26 protein-coding genes and 2 riboswitches are annotated in these 21952 nt (G+C 32.7%); of the genes, 19 read left to right on the top strand and 7 right to left on the bottom strand.

The window, feature by feature from the left end; all coding sequences use genetic code 11:
* The first annotated feature begins 11 nt into the window (after positions 1-11).
* A riboswitch (TPP riboswitch) is annotated at positions 12-118 on the top strand.
* Positions 119-270: 152 nt separating this feature from the next.
* From ATE84_RS02030 to ATE84_RS01980, 11 genes are all read left to right on the top strand, one after another.
* Positions 271-2490, top strand: a complete 2220-nt coding sequence (locus tag ATE84_RS02030) for a TonB-dependent receptor (RefSeq protein WP_101445394.1) — start codon at positions 271-273, stop codon at positions 2488-2490.
* 54 nt (positions 2491-2544) lie between these two features.
* A riboswitch (TPP riboswitch) is annotated at positions 2545-2644 on the top strand.
* A gap of 72 nt (positions 2645-2716) precedes the next feature.
* On the top strand, positions 2717-2917 hold the full coding sequence (thiS, locus tag ATE84_RS02025) for a sulfur carrier protein ThiS (RefSeq protein WP_101445392.1): 201 nt from the start codon (positions 2717-2719) through the stop codon (positions 2915-2917).
* A 77-nt stretch (positions 2918-2994) separates the two neighbouring features.
* Positions 2995-4854, top strand: a complete 1860-nt coding sequence (gene thiC / locus ATE84_RS02020; protein WP_101445390.1) for a phosphomethylpyrimidine synthase ThiC — start codon at positions 2995-2997, stop codon at positions 4852-4854.
* Between the two features lie 97 nt (positions 4855-4951).
* On the top strand, positions 4952-5554 hold the full coding sequence (locus ATE84_RS02015; RefSeq protein ID WP_101445388.1) for a thiamine phosphate synthase: 603 nt from the start codon (positions 4952-4954) through the stop codon (positions 5552-5554).
* 18 nt (positions 5555-5572) lie between these two features.
* Positions 5573-6349, top strand: coding sequence for a hydroxymethylpyrimidine/phosphomethylpyrimidine kinase (locus ATE84_RS02010; RefSeq protein WP_101445386.1), 777 nt, complete (start codon positions 5573-5575; stop codon positions 6347-6349).
* Between the two features lie 13 nt (positions 6350-6362).
* Entirely contained in the window at positions 6363-6824 is a 462-nt protein-coding gene (locus ATE84_RS02005) for a GNAT family N-acetyltransferase (RefSeq protein WP_101445384.1), read from the top strand.
* A gap of 62 nt (positions 6825-6886) precedes the next feature.
* Positions 6887-7513 (top strand): thiamine phosphate synthase, encoded by a 627-nt coding sequence (locus tag ATE84_RS02000; protein ID WP_101445383.1) that lies wholly within the window; start codon positions 6887-6889, stop codon positions 7511-7513.
* 3 nt (positions 7514-7516) lie between these two features.
* The gene (locus ATE84_RS01995) at positions 7517-8290 is read left to right on the top strand and encodes a thiazole synthase (protein WP_101445381.1); all 774 of its coding nucleotides are present in this window, start codon (positions 7517-7519) and stop codon (positions 8288-8290) included.
* Positions 8291-8375: 85 nt separating this feature from the next.
* A complete protein-coding gene (locus ATE84_RS01990) occupies positions 8376-8726 on the top strand; it encodes a four helix bundle protein (protein WP_101445379.1) in 351 nt (116 codons plus the stop codon).
* Positions 8727-8787: 61 nt separating this feature from the next.
* Complete coding sequence (thiH, locus tag ATE84_RS01985; RefSeq protein WP_101445377.1) at positions 8788-9900, top strand: 2-iminoacetate synthase ThiH; 1113 nt, start codon at positions 8788-8790, stop codon at positions 9898-9900.
* Positions 9901-9963: 63 nt separating this feature from the next.
* A complete protein-coding gene (locus ATE84_RS01980) occupies positions 9964-10374 on the top strand; it encodes a hypothetical protein (RefSeq protein ID WP_143273545.1) in 411 nt (136 codons plus the stop codon).
* Positions 10375-10378: 4 nt separating this feature from the next.
* Here the strand turns inward: ATE84_RS01980 and ATE84_RS01975 are convergent, their stop codons facing one another.
* A complete protein-coding gene (locus ATE84_RS01975) occupies positions 10379-10819 on the bottom strand; it encodes a hypothetical protein (protein ID WP_101445374.1) in 441 nt (146 codons plus the stop codon).
* A gap of 120 nt (positions 10820-10939) precedes the next feature.
* Here ATE84_RS01975 and greA point away from each other — a divergent pair, with 120 nt between their 5' ends.
* From greA to ATE84_RS01960, 3 genes are all read left to right on the top strand, one after another.
* A complete protein-coding gene (gene greA / locus ATE84_RS01970) occupies positions 10940-11416 on the top strand; it encodes a transcription elongation factor GreA (RefSeq protein WP_101445372.1) in 477 nt (158 codons plus the stop codon).
* A 126-nt stretch (positions 11417-11542) separates the two neighbouring features.
* Positions 11543-11932, top strand: a complete 390-nt coding sequence (locus ATE84_RS01965) for an HIT family protein (protein ID WP_101445370.1) — start codon at positions 11543-11545, stop codon at positions 11930-11932.
* 6 nt (positions 11933-11938) lie between these two features.
* Positions 11939-12349 (top strand): thioesterase family protein, encoded by a 411-nt coding sequence (locus ATE84_RS01960; protein ID WP_101445368.1) that lies wholly within the window; start codon positions 11939-11941, stop codon positions 12347-12349.
* Here ATE84_RS01960 and ATE84_RS01955 read toward each other — a convergent pair.
* Both ATE84_RS01955 and ATE84_RS01950 read right to left on the bottom strand, forming a co-directional pair.
* Positions 12346-12705, bottom strand: coding sequence for a hypothetical protein (locus ATE84_RS01955; RefSeq protein WP_101445367.1), 360 nt, complete (start codon positions 12703-12705; stop codon positions 12346-12348). The two genes, ATE84_RS01960 and ATE84_RS01955, sit on opposite strands and share 4 nt — an antisense overlap.
* A 79-nt stretch (positions 12706-12784) precedes the next feature.
* The gene (locus ATE84_RS01950) at positions 12785-13972 is read right to left on the bottom strand and encodes a HAMP domain-containing sensor histidine kinase (RefSeq protein WP_101445365.1); all 1188 of its coding nucleotides are present in this window, start codon (positions 13970-13972) and stop codon (positions 12785-12787) included.
* Between the two features lie 135 nt (positions 13973-14107).
* Here ATE84_RS01950 and ATE84_RS01945 point away from each other — a divergent pair, with 135 nt between their 5' ends.
* The 4 genes from ATE84_RS01945 to upp all read left to right on the top strand — a co-directional run bounded on the left by ATE84_RS01945 (position 14108) and on the right by upp (position 16974).
* Complete coding sequence (locus ATE84_RS01945; RefSeq protein ID WP_101445363.1) at positions 14108-14980, top strand: flavin reductase family protein; 873 nt, start codon at positions 14108-14110, stop codon at positions 14978-14980.
* Between the two features lie 12 nt (positions 14981-14992).
* Entirely contained in the window at positions 14993-15370 is a 378-nt protein-coding gene (locus ATE84_RS01940) for a DUF3127 domain-containing protein (RefSeq protein WP_101445361.1), read from the top strand.
* Between the two features lie 221 nt (positions 15371-15591).
* The gene (aat, locus tag ATE84_RS01935) at positions 15592-16230 is read left to right on the top strand and encodes a leucyl/phenylalanyl-tRNA--protein transferase (protein WP_101445360.1); all 639 of its coding nucleotides are present in this window, start codon (positions 15592-15594) and stop codon (positions 16228-16230) included.
* 90 nt (positions 16231-16320) lie between these two features.
* Positions 16321-16974 (top strand): uracil phosphoribosyltransferase, encoded by a 654-nt coding sequence (upp, locus tag ATE84_RS01930; protein ID WP_101445358.1) that lies wholly within the window; start codon positions 16321-16323, stop codon positions 16972-16974.
* Between the two features lies 1 nt (position 16975).
* Here upp and ATE84_RS01925 read toward each other — a convergent pair whose 3' ends face one another.
* The 3 genes from ATE84_RS01925 to ATE84_RS01915 are packed head-to-tail and all read right to left on the bottom strand — an operon-like array spanning position 16976 to position 19337.
* A complete protein-coding gene (locus tag ATE84_RS01925) occupies positions 16976-17380 on the bottom strand; it encodes an ACT domain-containing protein (RefSeq protein ID WP_101445356.1) in 405 nt (134 codons plus the stop codon).
* Between the two features lie 34 nt (positions 17381-17414).
* Complete coding sequence (locus ATE84_RS01920) at positions 17415-17978, bottom strand: DNA-3-methyladenine glycosylase I (RefSeq protein WP_101445354.1); 564 nt, start codon at positions 17976-17978, stop codon at positions 17415-17417.
* A 51-nt stretch (positions 17979-18029) separates the two neighbouring features.
* A complete protein-coding gene (locus tag ATE84_RS01915; RefSeq protein ID WP_101445352.1) occupies positions 18030-19337 on the bottom strand; it encodes a leucine-rich repeat domain-containing protein in 1308 nt (435 codons plus the stop codon).
* A 555-nt stretch (positions 19338-19892) separates the two neighbouring features.
* On the opposite strand from ATE84_RS01915, the gene ATE84_RS01910 reads away from it, so the two are divergent.
* The gene (locus tag ATE84_RS01910) at positions 19893-20507 is read left to right on the top strand and encodes a thioredoxin family protein (protein ID WP_199176850.1); all 615 of its coding nucleotides are present in this window, start codon (positions 19893-19895) and stop codon (positions 20505-20507) included.
* A gap of 111 nt (positions 20508-20618) precedes the next feature.
* Here ATE84_RS01910 and ATE84_RS01905 read toward each other — a convergent pair whose 3' ends face one another.
* Entirely contained in the window at positions 20619-21323 is a 705-nt protein-coding gene (locus ATE84_RS01905) for a hypothetical protein (protein WP_101445351.1), read from the bottom strand.
* Positions 21324-21952 lie beyond the last annotated feature (629 nt).

Here is a 21952-nt window from a genome sequence, read left to right as displayed (position 1 = left end):
TTTTTGCGCCAAAATCTCAAAAGGGGTGCTTTTTAAGTTTTATAACGTAAAAGGCTGAGATCATACCCAATGAACCTGGGCAGGTAATGTTGCCAAGGGACTGTGGAACCAAAAAAGGTACTGTGTGCCTATTTTGTAACATGCGAGATGACACTATAGAAAATACTGAAACTTCAGGTAGAAGATGTATTCTTAATGTTATCAAGCTTTTTTAAGTACTAATTTTATAACAGAATAATAACCCCTTTTATTCGTAATGAATGTTTACGAATGAAAAACGTATTATTTTATCTTACACTTTCTGTATTGAGCATTAACATCACAGCTCAGGAAAAATCAACAGATTCTACTCAAACTAAAACAGAAAAATTAGATGAAGTCTTAGTAAAATCTGTACGTGTAGAAGCAGATTCACCTATCACCCACTCTAATCTGTCTAAAGAGGAACTGGCATCACGCAATCTGGGTCAGGATATCCCTGTTTTATTAAACTATTTACCAGGAGTAGTTACTACTACTGATGCAGGAACAGGAGTGGGGTATACATATATTAGAGTAAGAGGTAGTGATGCATCAAGAGTAAATGTTACATTAAATGGGATACCTTTTAATGATGCCGAGAGCCAGGGTACATTTTGGGTTAACCTTCCTGATTTTGCATCTTCTGTCGAAAATCTACAGCTTCAGCGTGGTGTAGGAACTTCAACCAATGGTTCGGGAGCTTTTGGAGCTAGTTTAAACCTATTAACAGATGCCGTTTCTGAAAAAGCTAATGCAGAAATTTCGAATACTGTGGGATCCTTTGGTACCAGAAAACATAATCTGAAATTTAGTACAGGTTTGATCAATGAAAAGATAGAAATAGCAGGTCGTTTATCAGCTATTGCATCAGACGGTTATGTCGACCGTGCTTCTTCAGATTTAAAATCGTATTTCGTTCAAGGATCTTATGTAGATAATAACACTTTGATTAAAGCAATTACTTTTGGAGGACACGAGATTACATATCAATCATGGAATGGTATCGATAAGACTACTTTAGAAAATGACAGACGATTTAATCCAATAGGGTTTCAATATGATGCCGATGGAAATCTTCAAGGGTTTTATGAGAATGAAGTAGATAATTATAAACAAGATCATTACCAATTGCATTGGAATCAAAAATATAACAATAATTGGTCTACAAACTTAGGTTTGAATTATACGTATGGTCGAGGATTCTTTGAGCAATATGTAGATGAGTGGCATTATAGTAATGTATTATTTTCTAATCAGGCAACTTTGGCATTTCTGGGAGTAAATCCTGTTACTGTTAACGGAGAAGAAATTACGCAAACTGATTATTTACGCAAAAGATGGTTGAAGAATGATTTTTATGTTGTAAATGCAAGTGTAAATTATAAAGATAATAGTTTTGATATCGATTTTGGTGGATTCTATAGTTATTATGATGGAGACCATTTTGGTGAAATTATTTGGACAGAGAACCCCATCGGTTTTCAGAGTGGAGACAAATATTACTATGGAAATGGGAAGAAAACCGAATACACTGTTTTTGGTAAAACAACCTATAGAGTCAATGATAAATGGAGTGCATTTTTAGACCTGCAAGGACGTTTTGTAAATTACGAAACTACAGGGTTAACTTCAAAAAGAGTTCCGCTTCAAGTAGATAAAAACTACGCATTCTTTAATCCAAAAATGGGAGCAACCTTTCATGTAAATGATGCAAATCATGTATATGCATCCTATGCCAGAGCGAATAGAGAACCAAGAAGAGATGATTTTGAAAATGGTATCGATACAGCAGAGAGACTTAATGATATTGAATTAGGATGGCGATTTGCAAAAAACAAAATAATAGTAAATACCAACCTTTATTATATGTGGTATAAAGATCAATTGGTGTTAACAGGGGCACTGGATGATGTAGGTGCGCCAATTCGAGCAACTAGTGGAGAAAGCTATCGTTTAGGAATCGAAATAGATGCAGATATTACACTTTCTGATCAATTTGTAGTTAAACCCAATGTTTCATTAAGTACGAATAAGAATAAAGATTTTGTAACCTCTAGAGATGGTGGTTTAGTCAATCTTGGAGATACAAACATCTCATATTCACCTAATATTGTAGCAGGTAATATGTTTATGTATCGCCCTATAAAAAACCTTCAATTAGGGTTGCTGTCTAAGTTTGTAGGAGAGCAATACATGGGGAACATTGATAGTAAAACTTCGAAACTAGATAGTTTCTTTATTAATGATTTAAATATAGTATATGAAATCAAAAATATTCCTGTTTTTAAATCTATTGTGCTAACAGGGTTGGTAAACAATGTTTTTGATGAGGAATATGTATCTAATGGATACTTTTTTACATTTGATGATGATTTTTCTAATCCTGGCACAGTAACTACTGTCGAGGGGGCAGGCTTTTATCCACAGGCAGGGATTAATTTTTTGCTTGGGGCAACATTAAAATTTTAATTAAAAACTCAAGTTTAAAAGTATTTTTAAACTTGAGTTTTATTACTTTTATAACATAAACTTTAGGGGTGTCCTTAACTTCGGTTAGGTCTGAGAAATACCCTTTGAACCTGATGCGGTTAGTACCGACGAAGGGAAAAGTAAATGTCACATTTTTTATAGATGTGATTTTTCTTCTCTATTTAGGCAATTAGGACCTAAAGTTTATGGAATTAATCTAAAAAAGATGACCGTAAACGTTAACAATCAATCTCAAGCAATTTTAGAAAACAGCTCAATAAAAAAGTTGTTAGAACAATTAGATATTGTTCCTAACGGAATTGCTATTGCCATTAATAATGAAGTTGTTTCTAAAGAAAAATGGGAACAAACAACATTACAGAATGATGATGATGTAGTAATTATAAAAGCTACTCAAGGCGGATAGGATTAATTATAGATCATTAAGAATATCATAAAAAACGAATAGCAAAGAGTATAATCAAAACCTGAAACACAATATTTATGAAGAAAAAAGATACAGCACCACAGGATACTATAATTAGTACTACACCTTTTCCTAGTTCAGAAAAAATCTATGTCTCTGGGGTTATTCATTCAGAAGTTAAGGTAGCAATGCGAGAGATTGAGTTAAGTGATACCGTTGATAGTGTTACAGGAAAAAGAACGACTAATCAATCTGTTACGGTGTATGATACAAGTGGGCCATATACAGATCCTTCAAAAAAGATCAATGTGCATAATGGGATCGAACCTATACGAGAACAATGGGTTTTAGATCGTGAAGATGTAGAAGAGTTAGGTAGTTTTTCTTCAGAATATTGTAATGAGAGATTACAGGACTCTAGTTTGGATCACTTGAGATTTAATCATCTTCGCATGCCAAAACGAGCTAAACAAGACAAGAATGTTTCCCAGATGTATTATGCGAAACAAGGTGTCATTACTCCCGAAATGGAGTATGTAGCTATACGCGAAAATCAAAAACTTCAAGAAGTGAAACGCCTTTCGAAACAACATCCTGGGCAAGACTTTGGAGCAAGTATTCCAGAGGTAATTACTCCAGAATTTGTGAGAGAAGAAATTGCAAGAGGAAGAGCAGTGATTCCATCTAACATCAATCACCCAGAAAGTGAACCGATGATATTGGGGAGAAACTTTTTGGTAAAAATAAATGCAAATATTGGTAATTCTGCTACAACATCAAGTATCGAAGAAGAAGTAGAAAAAGCAGTATGGGCATGCCGCTGGGGAGCAGATAATATTATGGATCTTTCTACAGGAAAAAATATACACGAAACCAGAGAATGGATTATTCGTAACTCACCAGTACCCATAGGAACGGTACCTATCTATCAAGCATTAGAAAAAGTAAATGGTAAGGCCGAAGATTTAACGTGGGAGATTTTTAAAGATACATTGATCGAGCAGGCAGAACAAGGAGTAGATTATTTTACGATTCATGCGGGAGTACGTCTGGCATATGTCCCTATGACAGCAAAACGTATCACTGGTATCGTTTCTAGAGGAGGATCTATTATGGCAAAGTGGTGCCTTGCACATCATAAAGAAAGCTTTTTATATACACATTTTGAAGAAATATGCGAGATTATGAAAGCTTATGATGTAGCATTTTCCTTAGGTGATGGATTGCGCCCGGGTTGTATTGCAGATGCTAATGATGAAGCCCAGTTTGCAGAATTAGAAACCCTGGGAGAGTTAACAAAAATTGCATGGAAACACGATGTGCAAACTTTTATCGAAGGACCAGGACATGTGCCAATGCATATGATAAAAGCAAATATGGATAAGCAGCTAGAAGCTTGTGGAGAAGCACCTTTTTATACCTTAGGGCCTTTGACTACTGATATTGCCCCTGGTTATGATCATATCACTTCGGGAATCGGAGCTGCTATGATAGGTTGGTATGGAACCGCAATGTTGTGCTATGTGACTCCAAAAGAACATTTGGGATTACCCAATAAGGAAGATGTACGTACAGGAGTGATTACTTATAAATTGGCAGCGCATGCCGCAGATTTAGCAAAAGGACACCCGGGAGCACAACATCGGGATGATGCCTTGAGTAAGGCACGTTTTGAGTTTCGATGGGAAGATCAATTCAATTTATCTCTGGATCCAGAACTAGCAAGAGAATATCATGATGAAACACTACCGGCAGAAGGTGCAAAAATTGCTCATTTCTGTAGTATGTGTGGTCCAAAATTTTGTTCGATGAAAATATCTCAGGAGGTACGTGATTATGCTGCAAAAAAAGAAATTGATGATCGAAAAGCACTCGAAGCAGGAATGCAGGAAAAAGCAGAAGAGTTTAAAGAAAAAGGAAGCGAAGTATATTTGTAGGTATCAGGTGTCAGCTATTGGGTATCGGGTATCAGGTATTCGTGATAGCTAAAACCAGATAGCTGATACCCAAAACCAGAAACCCAAAACCCGATCTATGCTAATCATATTAACCTCAGAACGAGAATTAGAAAATGAAGCAAATAAAATCAATAAACTATTCGATAATGGTCTGGAGATATTGCATTTTCGCAAACCAACATTTGATGTAGAAGGATATAGAGCTTTGCTCAACCAAATTGATGCAAAATACCATAGTTGTATTATGATACATCAATTTCATGAATTATGCGAAGAATTTAATTTGAGAGGAATTCATATTCAGGAACAACCACGACTAGATTTAGAAGAAAAGTTAGAAGAGTATGTCAATAATTATAAAACGAAAGGTTTTAAAGTAAGTAGCTCTTTTCATTCTAAAGAGGATATTAAAAATTGTTCAGTTGATTTTGAATATGTTTTATTAAGCCCGGTTTTTGGCTCGATTTCTAAAGCAGGGTATGAAGGAAAAGGATTTGATGTTACGGACCTAAATGAATTTGTAATAGGGATGGGCGGAATTAATGAGAATACATTGCAAGCCACATTCGATTTGGGATATAGAGGAGTTGGTGTTTTAGGAGGAATATGGAATACAGAGGATTCATTACAAAGTTTCAAAATGATTTATGATAAACTTAAAACAATACAAATTACTTAAAGTTGATTCTTAATAAGAATGGTAAAAAGACCGTATGTACTTACTATTGCAGGTTTTGATCCGTCAAACGGAGCTGGACTTACTGCAGATATTAAAACGATTGAAGCATTAAAGGGCTATGGTTTATCTGTTTGTACTGCAAATACGATCCAGAATGATGTTGAATTCAAAACATGTTATTGGACGGATATTGATGTGATAAAAAGTCAAGTAGATATATTATTTGATCGTTTCACAATAACATATGTAAAAATAGGAATCGTTCAGAATTGGAAAATACTTAATGCAATTATTGATGTTGTATTAGAAAAAAATGATGGAATCAAAATAATCTTAGATCCAGTACTGAAATCTAGTTCAGATTTTGATTTTCATTCTTCTAACGACGATTCAGATGACCAGAATAACATCGAGAAACAGTTTGAGGAAGTATTAGATAAAATCTATCTTTTGACACCAAATTATAATGAAATAGAAAAGTTATACTCAAGTAAAACTATCGAAGAAACAATTGTTTATATCTCTAGTAAAACTAATCTTTTTCTAAAAGGAGGGCATAGAAAAGAAGCAGTTGGGAAAGATGAACTATTCACTACAAGTGGAAAGAATTTTACGTTTAACCCCAAAAGACAAAATGTATCAGAAAAGCATGGAAGTGGTTGTGTGCTTTCTTCTGCAATTACTACCTATTTAGCATTAGGGTTTTCATTAATAAAAGCGTGTTATAGAGGAAAAAGATATACCGAAAAAATACTGAGTTCTAATAGTAGTTTGTTAGGGTACCACAGGGTTTAAAGTTATTAGTAAAATGAGAAAAGAAATAATAGTAGAGGCCAATGTTAATGATGCCGAAGAGATAACTAGCTTGACCAAAATATCAAAAGCATTTTGGGGATATGATGATGAACAAATTAAAAAATGGGAAAAAGATCTTACGATTACAAAAGAGTATATTATTAAAAACGAGGTGTATAAAATGACTTCTGATGATATTATAAAAGGGTATTATTCTTATATAGAGAAAGAAGGGAGTGTAGTTGAGTTGGATAATATATTTCTTCATCCTAGTAGTATCGGGAAAGGGTACGGTTCTGTTTTGATGAATGATTTTTTGAAAAAAATACAAGAAAGTAATTTTGAAAAAGTTCGATTATATGCAGAGCCGAAAGCTGAAAAGTTTTATATAAAGTTTGGATTTAAAACGGTCGGTAAAATAGAAAGTAGCATCCCTAATAGGTTTTTACCTGTTATGGAATTAGCTATAAAATAATAAGCAAAATGTTAAGCAGGTATTGTAAAAGCAATTCTTAATTCCATAACCTCATAAAATTAATGATAAGACTTCAATATATATCACAAGGCAGAACTCCGCAGGAACATCTTAAAAATATAGAGAATGCCTGCAAAGCAGGTTGTAGATGGATACAATTACGTCTTAAAGATGTAGACATGGCTACGTATTTAAATACAGCATTGCAATGTAGAAATATCTGCGATCAATATGACGCCATTATGATTGTCAATGATAATGTAAGTGTGACAAAAGCTGTTCTGGCCGATGGCATACATTTGGGATTAAGTGATATGAATCCTCGGGAGGCACGAAAAATTCTGGGAGATAACTTTATTATTGGTGGTACTGCAAATACTATAGAAAACTGCTTACAGCACCTAGAAGATAGTGTAGATTACATAGGCCTTGGACCATATAAACATACGGTAACCAAAAAAAAACTGAGCCCGATATTAGGAGTAGAAGGTTATAGAAATATTCTTGGTCAGCTTAAAAACAAAAACTTAAAAGTACCTGTAGTTGCAATTGGAGGAATCACAGAGAAAGATATTGAAATACTTATGCAAACAGGAGTGTCGGGAATTGCTATTTCTGGAATGTTAACAAACCAAACGGATCTGAAGAAAAAAATAGAAACTATAAAAAAGCTATTAGCTAATCGTTAAGAAATGGAAAAATTAAAAATTGCAGGAAAAGAATTTTCATCCCGTTTATTTACGGGAACAGGAAAGTTTAGTTCTTCTTTATTAATGAAAGAAGCGTTACTTGCTTCAGAAAGTGAGCTGGTAACGGTAGCTTTAAAAAGAGTTGATGTTGATAATGAAAACGATGATATATTAAAACATTTGGATCATCCACGAATTAATTTACTTCCTAATACATCTGGAGTTCGTGATGCTAAAGAGGCTATTTTTGCGGCACAATTAGCAAGAGAAGCTTTAGAAACTAACTGGATAAAATTAGAAATTCATCCGGATCCAAAATATTTATTGCCAGATCCTATTGAAACCTTAAAAGCAGCTTCAGAATTGGTGAAACAAGGGTTTGTGATTATGCCTTATATCCATGCAGATCCGGTTTTGTGTAAACGATTAGAAGAAGTAGGAGCACAATGTGTGATGCCGTTAGGTGCTCCAATAGGAAGCAATAAAGGATTAAAAACATTAGAGTTTTTAGAAATTATCATAGATCAAAGTAATGTTCCTGTAATTGTAGATGCGGGTATTGGAAGCCCTTCTCATGCAGCACAAGCGATGGAGATTGGTGCAGATGCTGTATTGGTAAATACGGCTATTGCAGTATCACAGCAACCAATAACGATGGCAAAAGCATTTAGAATGGCCGTAGAAGCTGGCCGTATGGCGTATCATTCAAAATTAGCCCCTATTCGAGAGCATGCAGAGGCGAGTAGCCCGTTAACATCATTTTTAACACAAGGCTGAAAAAAGGTATCAGGTCTCGGGTATTAGATTTCTGATATCTAAGTATAATATATTTACATAGAGTAGAGCTTAGATAAAAAGAATTATGAGAAATTTTAGAGAACTAAAAGTCTGGGAGAAAAGTCATGAATTGTGTTTGCTCGTTTATGAAATAACAAAAAAATTCCCTGAAGAAGAAAAATATGGACTTATATCACAAATTAGAAGAGCTTCATCTTCAGTGCCTACTAATATTTCAGAAGGTTGTGGATATGATTCAGATAAAAATTTTGTTCGTTTTTTAGGAATAGCTTCAGGGTCAGCCTCAGAAGTAGAATATTTACTTTTTTTATCTAAAGACCTGAGATTTGTTTCACATGATAACTATAAAGAGCTTTTAGAATGTATTATTAGTATTAAGAAAATGATTTATGGTTTGATTAAGTCATTTAGATAATTTGATTTTACCTATACCCGAAAGCTAATAGCTGATGCCCAAAACCTAATAGCCATTAAAAATGAAAACCTTTAAAAAAACATTCGAACAATATGATTGGGATGAAACACTTTCCAGTATTTTTTCTAAAACAGAAGCTGATGTTACGAATGCTCTTGCCAAACCCAAAAGAGATCTCGAAGATTTTAAAGCATTGATTTCTCCCGCTGCAAAACCATATCTAGAACATATGGCGCAAATGAGTAGCTATACTACTAAAAAACGTTTTGGCAACACCATTCAGATGTATACTCCAATGTACCTGAGTAATGAATGTCAAAATATATGTACATACTGTGGGTTTAGTATGACTAATAAAATTCGGAGAAGGACATTAACTGATAAAGAAATTCTAAAAGAGGTAGATTTTCTGAAATCCAAAGGCTATGATCATATCCTTTTGGTTACAGGTGAGGCAAATAAAACAGTAGGGGTAGATTATATTAATAATGTAATACAGCTCATACAATCAAAGTTTGCTAATATTACTATAGAAGTGCAACCGTTGGATCAGTCTGAGTACGAACTATTGATCAAGAATGGTTTGTATGCAGTATTAGTGTACCAGGAAACATACCATAAGTCAGCGTATAAAAAACATCATCCCAAAGGGAGAAAATCTAATTTTGATTATCGATTAGAAACCCCAGACCGATTAGGTAAAGCAGGAGTTCATAAAATAGGGTTAGGAGCACTTTTTGGTTTAGAGGATTGGAGAGCAGATAGCTTTTTTACAGCGTTGCATCTTAATTATTTGCAAAAAACATACTGGAAAACAAAATATTCGATATCCTTTCCGAGGTTAAGACCATATAGTGGTGGATTAGAACCAAAAGTAGAAATGACAGATTCAGATTTAGTACAGTTGATATGTGCTTTTCGATTATTAGATGAAGATGTAGAATTGTCTATGTCTACCCGAGAAAGCGAAGTGTTTAGAGAACATATTGTAAATCTCGGAATCACTTCTATAAGTGCCGAGTCTAAAACTAATCCAGGAGGTTATGCTGTAGCACCTCAATCATTAGAACAGTTCGAAATTTCGGATGAACGCTCTACAGGAGATGTCGTGAAGATGCTTAAAAATAAAGGACTAGAAGTAGTTTGGAAAGATTGGGCTCATAATTGGAAATAAATTATAATATCTTTAAGCGCTTAAAATTACAATTGTGAATATAGAATGTATGATTTTATTGATATGAATAAGATAATTACGATAACTTTTCTTCTCTTTTTTTGTAGTTATTCAATCTACTCCCAAAAAGAACAGAATATAAAAACCGTACAGTATAAAAATCCTTTGCTTGTTAAGTTAAAAATCAATGAACCAGTACACCTTGTAGATTCGTTGTCTATTTTGTTAAAATCATTTACATATAAACGCCCCTATATTAATGGCCCAACGAAAGAAACCATACACTTGGCACTATCTAAAGGGAATGCTTGTGGTGAAACAGAAATTTCTATACATGGGATAGATGGAAAATCAAAACATACATATACTGCTTCATTTTGGCAAGAGTATAAAATTGAATTTAAAGGCCACGAAGATGATATGTCTTTTAAGGTGGTAATTTCAAAAAAAGATAGTGAAGATTTAAAAAGGTAGTGTACTAATTAGAGATAAATAACGTATTTCCTTCTCTTCGCACATTATATCGCCTTAATCCAAATTGGCCATCACCAGAGGTTTGCTGCCCTGTAACAATATTGTAACTATTTCCGTCATCGCATCCACAAGTAGCAGTAATTGATGTTTGATTTTCAACACTTACAGCGGAACAGTTGTTGGGAGAATGGTTTGGGTCACTAAGTTCAAAAGCGGCATACTGAGTGTTATCAATATTATAAATGATGATTCCTCTAATACTCCCATTTTCTGTGTTATCTACAAGATGATTACCCGGAAATTTAAGCGGGTTAAATTGAGGTAAATTAAGGTTGATTTGATAATTAACATTTGACGGAGGTAGAAATTGATTATTATCTACTTTATTATCACTACTACATGATAAAATCAAAAGAACACTTGCTAAAAATAAAGTCTTTTTCATAACACTACTATTGTATTGGCAAATTACGTAAATTTGTAGTCTTCAGTAAAATTTTTGTTATCTTTGAATAACAAATCCCATTCTTATGGGATTTTTTGTATTTATATAAACGATGAAGTTATGAGCAAAGTATCTTATTACACTGCAGAGGGGCTTAAAAAACTAAGAGACGAACTAGGTCAACTTAAGGATATAGAGCGTCCAAAAGCTTCTCAGGCAATAGCTGAGGCACGTGATAAAGGGGATTTAAGTGAAAATGCCGAATATGACGCCGCAAAAGAAGCACAGGGATTATTAGAGATGAGAATTTCTAAATTGGAAGAGACTCTTTCAAATGCGCGTTTAATAGACGAATCTCAATTAGACACGTCTAAAGCCCTTATACATTCTACTGTAAAGATCAAAAATCAAACTAATGGTGCCGAAATGATTTATAAATTGGTAGCACAAAGTGAAGCTGATCTTAAAACGGGAAAAATATCTGTAGATTCTCCTATCGGAAAAGGCCTCCTAGGGAAAAGTGTTGGCGAAATAGCCGAAATACAGGTCCCTAATGGGATTATGAAGTTTGATGTTGTAGAGATTACAAGAGAATAAAGTAAGCAATTTATTAGATTTTATTACAAGCCTTTTTTAATTTTAAAAAAAAGGCTTTTTTATGGTTTTGACTTACAGATAAATAAACTATATTTCCAAAACCGTAACCCAACTAAAATTTAATTAATGTCTACCCTATTTACTAAAATTGTAAATGGCGAAATTCCATCGTATAAAGTGGCCGAAGATGAGAATTATTACGCCTTTTTGGATATTAGTCCAAATGCAAAAGGACATACACTTTGTATTCCTAAAAAAGAAGAAGATCAAATATTTGATCTAGAAGAAGATGAGTATCTGGAGTTAATGCGCTTTTCTCGTAAAGTAGCTAAAGCTCTAGAGAAAACAGTCTCGTGTAAACGTGTTGGTATTGCCGTTGTAGGTTTAGAAGTACCTCATGTACACGTACACTTAATTCCATTAAATGAAATGAAAGAAATGACTTTTCAGCATAAAATTTCTATGTCAGAGTCAGATTTTAAAACACTAGCAGAAGATATTCAATCGAATTTATAAAGGCATATGCAAGAATCTGATTTTAAATTATCTCTACAACTTCGTATTGATTGGAGTGAAATGGATACCTATCAGCATGTGAACAATGTAAATTTCATGAAATATATGCAAAGTGCACGTGTTCAATTCTGGGAAGTATCCGGTTTGGCAACATTATATGCCGAAACTAAAAAAGGGCCAATGCTGGTTTCTACACAATGTGATTTTAAAAATCCTTTGTTTTTCCCGGGAAATGTAATAATTAAAACTAAAGTTGAATTTATTAAAAACTCTAGTTTTGGATTACATCATAAATTGTATAATGATGAAGGAGTACTTTGTGCTGAAGGTCATGATGTAGCAGTTTGTTTTGATTTTAATACAGATAAAACCTTTATGATAACAGATGAATTACGACAGCTTATGAAACAATATTAGATTCCTAAAAGATCTGGTCTGTAAAGATAGATATACACAAAAACCGCTATACCTATCGCAAGAAGTATTAGCAGATAAAACAATTTGGTGAAACGCAATGATCCAGATTGGCGAGAGATTGTTTTTTTATGATAATCATATACTCTCTCTATATCTGTGGTCCACTGCCCTGGAAAAATTTGATTTTCACACTTATTGCAGTTAATACTTTCGACAATATTACTTTTGGTTTTAACCAGAAGTTTTGATTTTACTCTTTGTTGTTTGAAAGAAAGTACCATGCCATCAGTAGAATAACATTCAGGGCAATTATTGTTAAGAGTTGTTTCTTTTAAAATGATATACTCAGTTTTCACTTTGTTTCGATTTGGCGTTCTAGGTATTCTATAACGTTTCGAAAAAAATATTGTTATACCCTTTAAGAAAATTTATTATCTAAGAATCAACTCCAGACTTACGAAGTGTGATTTGAAAAGTAGTGCCTTTACCAATATCTGATCTAAGAACTTTAATTTTTCCTAAGTGATATTCTTCTATAATTCTCTTTGATAATGATAAGCCTAAACCCCACCCTCTGCTCTTAGATGTATAACCGGGTTCAAAAATTTTGGTAAATTTACTTTTAGGAATACCCTTACCAGTATCTTTAATTCTTATAAATACTCGTTTTGCATCATCTACAAGATCAATTTCAAGATCTCCTTTTCCTCGCATCGCATCAATAGCATTTTTTACAAGATTTTCGATTGTCCAGCTATATAATTGGGAGTTTAAAGATACGTGAATAGGATTATCGGGTAAGTTAAGTGAAAAATTAATAAGTTTAGAGCTTCTGGATTGAAGATATGTATAGGCATTTCGGGTTTCTTCTACAATATCAACATCTTCGAGATTGGGAATTGAACCAATTTTAGAAAAACGTTCTGTGATTATCTTTAATCGTTCAATATCTTTTTCGATTTCTACGATATATTCGGGGTTTACATTTTCGGTTTTAAGGATTTCATTCCATCCTACTAAGGAGGATAGAGGTGTACCGATTTGGTGGGCAGTTTCCTTAGCCATACCTGCCCAAAGTTTATTTTGTTCACTGGCTTTAGAGGTAGTAAAAAAGAAATAGATTACTCCAATTAACAGAAATATAATGATGGCAATGGTCATTGGGTAATATTTCAGTTTATTTAAAATATCCGAATTTCCATAGTAAATATATTGAACCGTATCTTTAAGATCGAGTTCTATAGGGTCATTTTCTGATTTTAACGTTTTTAAATATGATTTAAGTTTTTCTTCATCTGTTATTTCATTTTTAGATAAATTTTTAAAATAACTAGGATCAGGTTTTCCTAAGGAATCTCTAATAAAATCACCTTTAGAATCTGTAATGATAATAGGGATAGATTTGTTTGTAGTATTTATGACAATAGATAATTCGAGGTAATCATCAGATTGTTCACTGTCTAATGCTTTCTGGGATTGCACCCATATTTCAACTTTTGTTCGTTCATCATCCTTAAGACGTTGCATGAATAACGACGTATTCCATAAAACGAGACCAGTTATTACTAAAACAGCTATAATAATGAAATAGCTTGAAAAATTACGCTCATCAGAAAAATTCATACAGACCAGTTAACTAAATCCTAAATATAAACGTTTTAAAACGATTTTATTGTTTATAAAACAGATTCTAAAACCTGTTTTTTTAATGATTCTAAAACCAAAGTTTGGTTATATTTGCTCAATATAAAACAAATTATGATTACAATCGATCCATCAGAGGTTACTACAGGAAAATTACATGGTTTAATTCTTGGTGCAATCGGTCCCAGACCTATAGCTTTTGCGAGTACGATGGATGTAAATGGCAATGCTAATTTATCTCCGTTTAGTTTTTTTAATGTATTTAGTGCGAATCCACCGATTCTTATTTTTTCTCCAGCTAGACGAGTAAGAGATAATACTACTAAACATACATTAGAAAATGCAGAATCTACCAAAGAAGTAGTGATTAATATTGTGAATTATGATATTGTTCAGCAGATGTCATTATCAAGTACAGAGTATCCTGAAGGGGTTAATGAATTTGTGAAATCTGGACTTACTATGGTTCCTTCAGAAAAAATAAAACCATTTCGTGTAGGTGAGTCTCCGGTACAGTTTGAATGCAAAGTTAATCAGGTAGTTCCTATGGGAGATGAAGGAGGAGCAGGTAATCTTGTTATTTGCGAAGTAGTTCTTATGCATATTAATAAGAATGTTATGGACGAAAATAATAGAATAGATCAACATAAAATAGATCAGGTTGCCCGTATGGGAGGAAATTGGTATAGTAGAGCCAATATGGGGATGTTTGAAGTGCCTAAACCATTAAGTTCAATAGGGATTGGTATAGATGCATTGCCAGAAGAAGTAAGAAACAGTACTGTTTTTACAGGAAATGATTTAGGTAAACTAGGAAATGTAGAAGGAATGCCAACAAAAACCGAGGCTTTAGAGTTTGTTAATAACCATAGTGATATTAAGGATAAAATTCAGGAGGTTAACCTAATAGAAATTCATAAATTTGCAAAGCAGTATCTTGATCAGGATGATATAGATACAGCATGGAACATTATAGCAGCAAAATAATAATTCAATAAGATGGAAGTACAAGGTAAAGTAAAGATGATCGGTGAGACTCAAACCTTTGGAAGCAATGGTTTTAGAAAGAGAGAAGTTGTAGTTACTACTGAAGAGCAATACCCACAGCATATCATGGTAGAGTTTGTTCAGGATAAATGTGACTTATTAAACCCTTTTCAAGTAGGTCAGGATGTGAAAATAAGTATTAATTTACGTGGTCGTGAGTGGGTAAATCCACAAGGAGAAACTAAGTATTTTAATTCTATTCAAGGATGGAGAATTGAGAGTTTGCAACCTGCAGCTCAGAATGCTTCTGCTCCTCCAACTCCACCTGCAGATGCCTTTGAGCCTGCAACAGATTTTTCTAAAGAAGAACATGATGACCTACCTTTCTAATTAGGTTGTTCAATACAATATTTTAATAAAAAGAAAAAAGTCCGATATTTTATATCGGACTTTTCATTATTGTGGTTTTAGGTTTAACCTCTTAATAAAACTTAAAAAAGCAATGATGAACAAAATTTATCTTAAAAGGTCTTAACAAAGATTGCGATTTTTTTGGTCAATTCAAACAACTGACTGATATTTAACGTTGTATAAAGTTTTATAAGTATAATTTGTATATTCTAACAGAAGCAATACAATTTCCACCGATTACTCTTGCTGATACTAATGGGTTATTGGCTATAGGAGGGGATCTTTCTGTCGATAGATTACTGAAGGCATATCATAATGGAATTTTCCCCTGGTATGATGATGATCAACCTATTTTATGGTATAGTCCCGATCCAAGAATGGTACTTTTTCCATCAGAACTTAGAGTAAGTAAAAGTATGCGTCAACTTATTAGAAAAAATAAGTTTGAAGTAACATTTAATAAGGCTTTTGAAAGTGTTGTGCAGCATTGTGCAACAATCAAACGTCCAGAACAAGAAGGAACCTGGATTACAAACGATATGCAAAAGGCGTATAAAAAACTTCATGAGCTGGGATATGCCATCTCTGTTGAGGTTTGGGAAGAATCAGTTTTGGTAGGTGGATTGTATGGGATCTTGTTAAGAGATAAAAAAGTATTTTGCGGTGAGAGTATGTTTTCTAAAACCAGTAATGCTTCTAAATATGGTTTTATTACTTTGGTAGAGTGGTTGATAGCACAAGGAATACAATTGATCGATTGCCAGGTGTATACTGATCATTTGGCAAGCCTAGGGGCCAGAGAAATTACAAGGGCAACGTTTATAAAATATTTGAAGTGAGATAGGTTAGAAATCAATTCTAATTTTCGACTGATTTCAAAAATAACAACAATAAAAAGATTTTTAATAACTTCTTAAAATGTAACGTCAATGGTTATTCATAATTTAGGATTAAAAAATTCAATTTTAAATCAATTTGTTTTAGAACTAAGAGATATTACTATACAGAAAGACGCAATGCGTTTTAGAAAGAATATCGAACGAATAGGTGAGATTCTAAGCTATGAACTGAGTAAAACTTTGGATTATGAGATTAAAACAGTACAAACACCTTTAGGAACCAAAGAAATTTCGGTGCCTAAGAATGCGCTTGTATTATGTTCTATTCTTAGAGCTGGATTGCCATTACATCAAGGGCTATTAAATTATTTTGATGCTGCAGAAAATGGATTTATTTCGGCATATAGGGATCATCAAAATGATGATGATGATTTTGAAATTGTGGTAAAATACCTAGCTTCACCTTCTCTACAGGATAAGACTTTGATTTTGGCAGATCCAATGCTGGCAACGGGAAAAACTTTGGAGAATACTTTTACCGTGATGAAAAGGCATGGCATGCCAGAACAAGTGCATATTGTTTCTGTAATTGGTTCAGAACAAGGGATATCATATATTAAAAATGTTTTTCCAGAGAATACTCATCTTTGGATTGCTGCAGTTGATGAAAAATTAAATGATAAGAGCTACATTATTCCTGGTCTCGGTGATGCCGGAGACTTGTCTTTTGGGATAAAAATGTAAGCTATTCTTCATAATTTTTAGATAGTTTCTTTAGTACGCTAATTGCTTTGTTTTCATCTTTTTTGTCAACAAAAATATGATCATGATAATAGCCGGAAATTACATTACAGCTAATCTCATGTTTTGCTAATTCTGTCGAAAAAATAGCTGTAAGACCTACTGCATCCAAAGAAGAGTGAATTTTTAAAGTTATCCATGAGGCAATATATTCATAAGAAAGATTAAGCTGTTCTGCTTTTTTACGATCAAGTATAATAGTTACCCCTTCTTGTTCTTTAAATTCACCAATACTATCTTCTCTGGGAATATTATCTGTATTTTTTACTGTAGAAAAAACAAACTCACCAGCTTGTAATACAGGGGACATATTTCTGATAAGGGTAGTTAAATTAGTTTCTCCACTCATTTTTTGATGTTTTTAATGAATTTCTATACGATAATTAAACTTCTTTGTATCTAAAACAGCCTACTTCATGATCGTTTACCATACCGATAGCTTGCATAAAAGCATACATTACAGTAGAACCCACAAACTTAAACCCTCGCTTTTTTAAATCTTTACTTATTGTATCAGAAATCTCTGTAGTAGCTGGGCAATCTTTATGATGAGGCCAATTGTTTTGAACTTGTTTTCCGTTTACAAAACCCCAGATATATTCATTGAAACTACCAAATTCCTCTTGGATTTTCATAAAATTCTGAGCATTGGTTATTGCAGAATTTACCTTCAGTTTATTGCGAATGATCCCAGCGTTTTGTAGTAATTCTTCTTTCTTTGCTTCGTTGTATTTGGCAACAATTTTATAATCAAAATTATCAAAAGCTATCTTGAAATTTTCTCTCTTTCGTAAGATAGTAATCCAGCTTAATCCAGCCTGAAAGGTTTCAAGGATTAAAAATTCGAATAAAAGCTGCTCGTCGTGTAGTGGTACTCCCCATTCAGTATCATGATAAGCTTCGTATAATGGATCGCCAATACACCAGCCACATCTGTGTTTTTGCATAGTATATACTTAGTTTGTTTTATAGATCAAATTTCTAAAATACTGTTTATTTTAAAAAGAAATAGAACAATCAGGAAGTAGTTTTTTTATTTTTTCCTTTTCTAAATCAGATAAATTATTGCCAGATAGGTGAATGATTTTTAATTTTTTTAAATCTTTTATAGACTCTGGTAAAGAAGAGAGTTTATTGCTATCTAAATAGAGTTGTTTTAAATTTTTAAGCTTATTTAGAGATTTAGGTAAACTTGCAATACTATTATAGGATAAAGAAAGGGTTTCCAGTTTTCTTAGTTTCTCAAAGGATTTGGGTAATTTCTTAAGTTGATTGCTTATTAGATATAGTTTTTGCAAATTTTTAAGTTCTCCTATTGTTTCAGGCAGTTCTGTTAGTTCACTATCAGAAAGATACAGGATGTCAACATTTTTTTTATTTTCTAAGGCTTTCTGTAAAGAGTAGTAACTATTTTCAAAATTAATTTCACAATTTGGCAATAGTTGTTTACTTGTTTCTTTTTCAGTTTTAGAAAGTCTATTACCAGATAGGTTAAGATCTTTTAGATTTGTGAGATTTTGAAAGGATTTTGGTAACTCACTGATTTTATTGGCATTTAAATATAGAAGTTTTAATTTTGAAAGGTTTCCAAATGTTTCAGGAATACGATCTAACCTATTTTCTTTACAAATCAACCACTCCAGATTATTTAGATTTCCAAAAGATTCTGGCAATTCATCAATTTGGTTGTTTGATAGATTAAGTGCTTCTATGTTTTTTAAGTTCCCAAATGTTAGAGGTAATTCAGAAAGTCGATTTCCTTCTATAAGAAGTTCTTGTAAGCTAATCAGGTTGCCAAAAGTATTAGATAGCTCGATAAGTTGATTCTGTCTTAGATCCAATTTTTTTAGGTTTGTAAGACTACCAAAAGATTCGGGTAAGATCTTGATTTGATTATTTTTTAAGAATAACCAGCCTAATTTTTTTAAATTCCCAATAGACTCGGGTAGAGTAAGTATTTGATTTTCAGATAAAAACAAAACTTCTATATTTTGTAAATCACCAAAAGATTCTGGTAGCTCAACGAGCTTATTCTTTTTTATATTAAGTGTTCTTAATTTTTTTAGATCCCTAATAGATTCTGGTAATTCACTTATTTCATTTCCTTCCAGGTTGAGGTATTGTAATTGTTTTAATTGTGCTACAGACTCAGGTAATTTTGTGAGCTTGGTATGGCTAAGATCTAATTTATACACCTGATCTTTATTGGTCAATGCCTCTTGCAATGAGGTGTAAATTTTATTTTCCTGACCAATCGCGGCTATACACCCTATTAATAATACAATTATAGTAAATGATTTTTTCATGTATCTAAAACTTTCTATCGAAAACCCCTTGAAATGATGCTAAAAGTCTGTAGTGTGTAAAGTCTGTAATGTCCCTCTTGTAAAGTTATTACTTAAATTACTGATTATTAGCTTCAAAACCATGTTTTTTTCGTTTTATTTTTGATGAAAATGCTTTTCAACGTATGAGATGTGCCTTTTTTTATCTTTTGCTCAATAAGTTTTTTCACCCTCTTGAGATGCTGTTTTTGTACTATGTTTTTATACCAAAATTCAAAAAAGATTGAATACAAAGATTCGAATCTAATTGCACGTAGAGTACACTATTTATAGTAAAAAGAGACCCACTGTTTTCAGGGTATATATAATATTTGTAAGTTTTAAGGATAACTATCGTCCTATGTATAAGAAACCTTCAAAAATTGACAGATATAAGATTTTGATATGAAAAGTTGGTTTTAAGATATTACTAGATACTGTTAATAAATGAATTAAGTACTCATGAGCTTGATATTAAAAGCTATACAGTGAAGACGTTAAAATATATTGTTTTACCTATTTTTGAAACCTATAATTATGGAACAACCTACTACTATGACAATACCAGAATTGATAACTCAAGGAATTGATAATTCATTCACTTATCAAGAATATAGGAAGCTGATTAGCGACTTGTTAACCGAAGGTAAATCTACGGGTCACGAACAATCTGAAGCATTAACAAATTATAGTACGCTTAATGATCGTAGAATGAAACGGTGGGATAAGACCTTGAAAATTGACGAATCGATTACTACTTCATTTTCTAATGCCAATCTAGATGTAACCTGGGTAGTATTAACAGAAGGATGGTGTGGGGATGCTGCGCATGTATTGCCAGTATTGAATAAACTTGCAGACTTAAATGAAGGGATAGATTTAAAAATCATCTCCAGAGATGATCATGATGAGTTGATGGACAATTTTTTGACCAACGGAGGAAAATCAATTCCTAAATTGATTGTGTATGATAATCAAAATAAAGAGGTGTTAAATTCATGGGGTCCCAGACCTTCTATAGCAACTCAAATGGTAAATGATTATAAAGAACAACACGGTAGTTTGGATCCAGAATTTAAGGAAGACCTACAAGTTTGGTATAATAAGGATAAAGGTGCAAATATTGCAGAAGATATTTTGAATTTGTTATAGTTATATATTTTCAAAACCTCACAAGTTTTAGCTTGTGAGGTTTAGTAAAATGCGTTCAAAAAAAATAACGTATTGTAATAATATTAGGTTTTTTTTCTGAAATAAATTTGATTACTTAATAACTTCTAGTTTAACTCTAATAGCATCAGGATCAAAAAAGTTTGAATCTCCTGCATATCCTGTAGAACCTCCACCTTGTGATAACCATGGCGTATATTTAGCAACTCCTTTCTTTGAAGAACTGGTTCCGTGATCTGTTAATTGAACTCCAAACCGAACATCCTCTATAGTTAATCCCGAATATGGTCTTGTTTGTATCATAAACCTAACAGCATCAAAATCAAATGCATTCGAATCTGTAGCCCATGATGACCACCCTCCACCTTGGCTTGCCCAAGGGGTATATCTAACTAAACCAGCATTATTACCAGAACTACCTCCATCTGATAATTGAATAGCAATCCTAAAATCTAGGTTTTTTAAATTTTTTGTTGCCCTGGTAACCAAATTTAAGACAATCCAATCTGGATCAAAAAAGTTTGAATCTCCTCCCCATTCTGACCATTGATTCTGCTTATTTGCAACCCATCCGGTACTCTCTACACTACCTTGTTGATTCCCTAGTCCGTTATCGCCCAGATAAAAATCAAGCTTGATATCTCTGTTAGCACCAGTTCCTGCTTTTTCTACATTATTTTCAATACTTGTTTCTATTTCATCATCTAAATTTGATTGACAAGCTGTTAAACAAATAAAAGTAGATAATGCAAGTTTTGATAATAAATTAAAACGTCTTTTTGTCATTGTTTTTTTCATGATTTTTGTGATTTATTATAAAGTTGATTAAGTTTTTATCGATCCATGTTACGAAGTGTAAAATGCTTCTATATAAAAGTACTTAATAACCAATATAAGTAGGATACGGGTTCTCCGTAGTTGATAATTATTTTCTTTTTATGAAAACATGAAAAAATGTAATACTTTGATAATCAATAATTTAAAAACAATTTTGATTTAATTTTTCACAAATAGTAACTTTAAAATAACATGAAATTCATATAAGAGAATTTCCTTTGGAAAGGATGGTTTTGAAAGAAAATTAACCTAAAAAACAAGTGAATTTTTGCAAAAACCATGATAAACATAAACTTCATCAAGGGGTTGATATTTTTTTCAATATATCTTGATTACAGTTTAAGGTTCACAATTCACATCGTTTCATATTTAGATATATTGATCTCAGAAGTAGTTAAAACTATAATAGTCTGACTAAAATAGTAAGGATTCTAAAAACAAAAGGGAATTATATGTTATGATTGGTGTCTCATTCAAACTGAAGAAAAGCTTTTCTTTCTCACTTACTATATAAATACAATACTAGAGAATTGTTTAAAAAGAAAGATTTCAACACTAAATAGTATCACAGAACACTAACTTTCCTTATA

The organism is Aquimarina sp. MAR_2010_214 (assembly GCF_002846555.1).
Classification (GTDB): Bacteria; Bacteroidota; Bacteroidia; order Flavobacteriales; family Flavobacteriaceae; genus Aquimarina.
The sequence above is the reverse complement of the archived record's forward strand: the minus strand, read 5'-3'. Positions and strand labels throughout refer to the sequence as shown.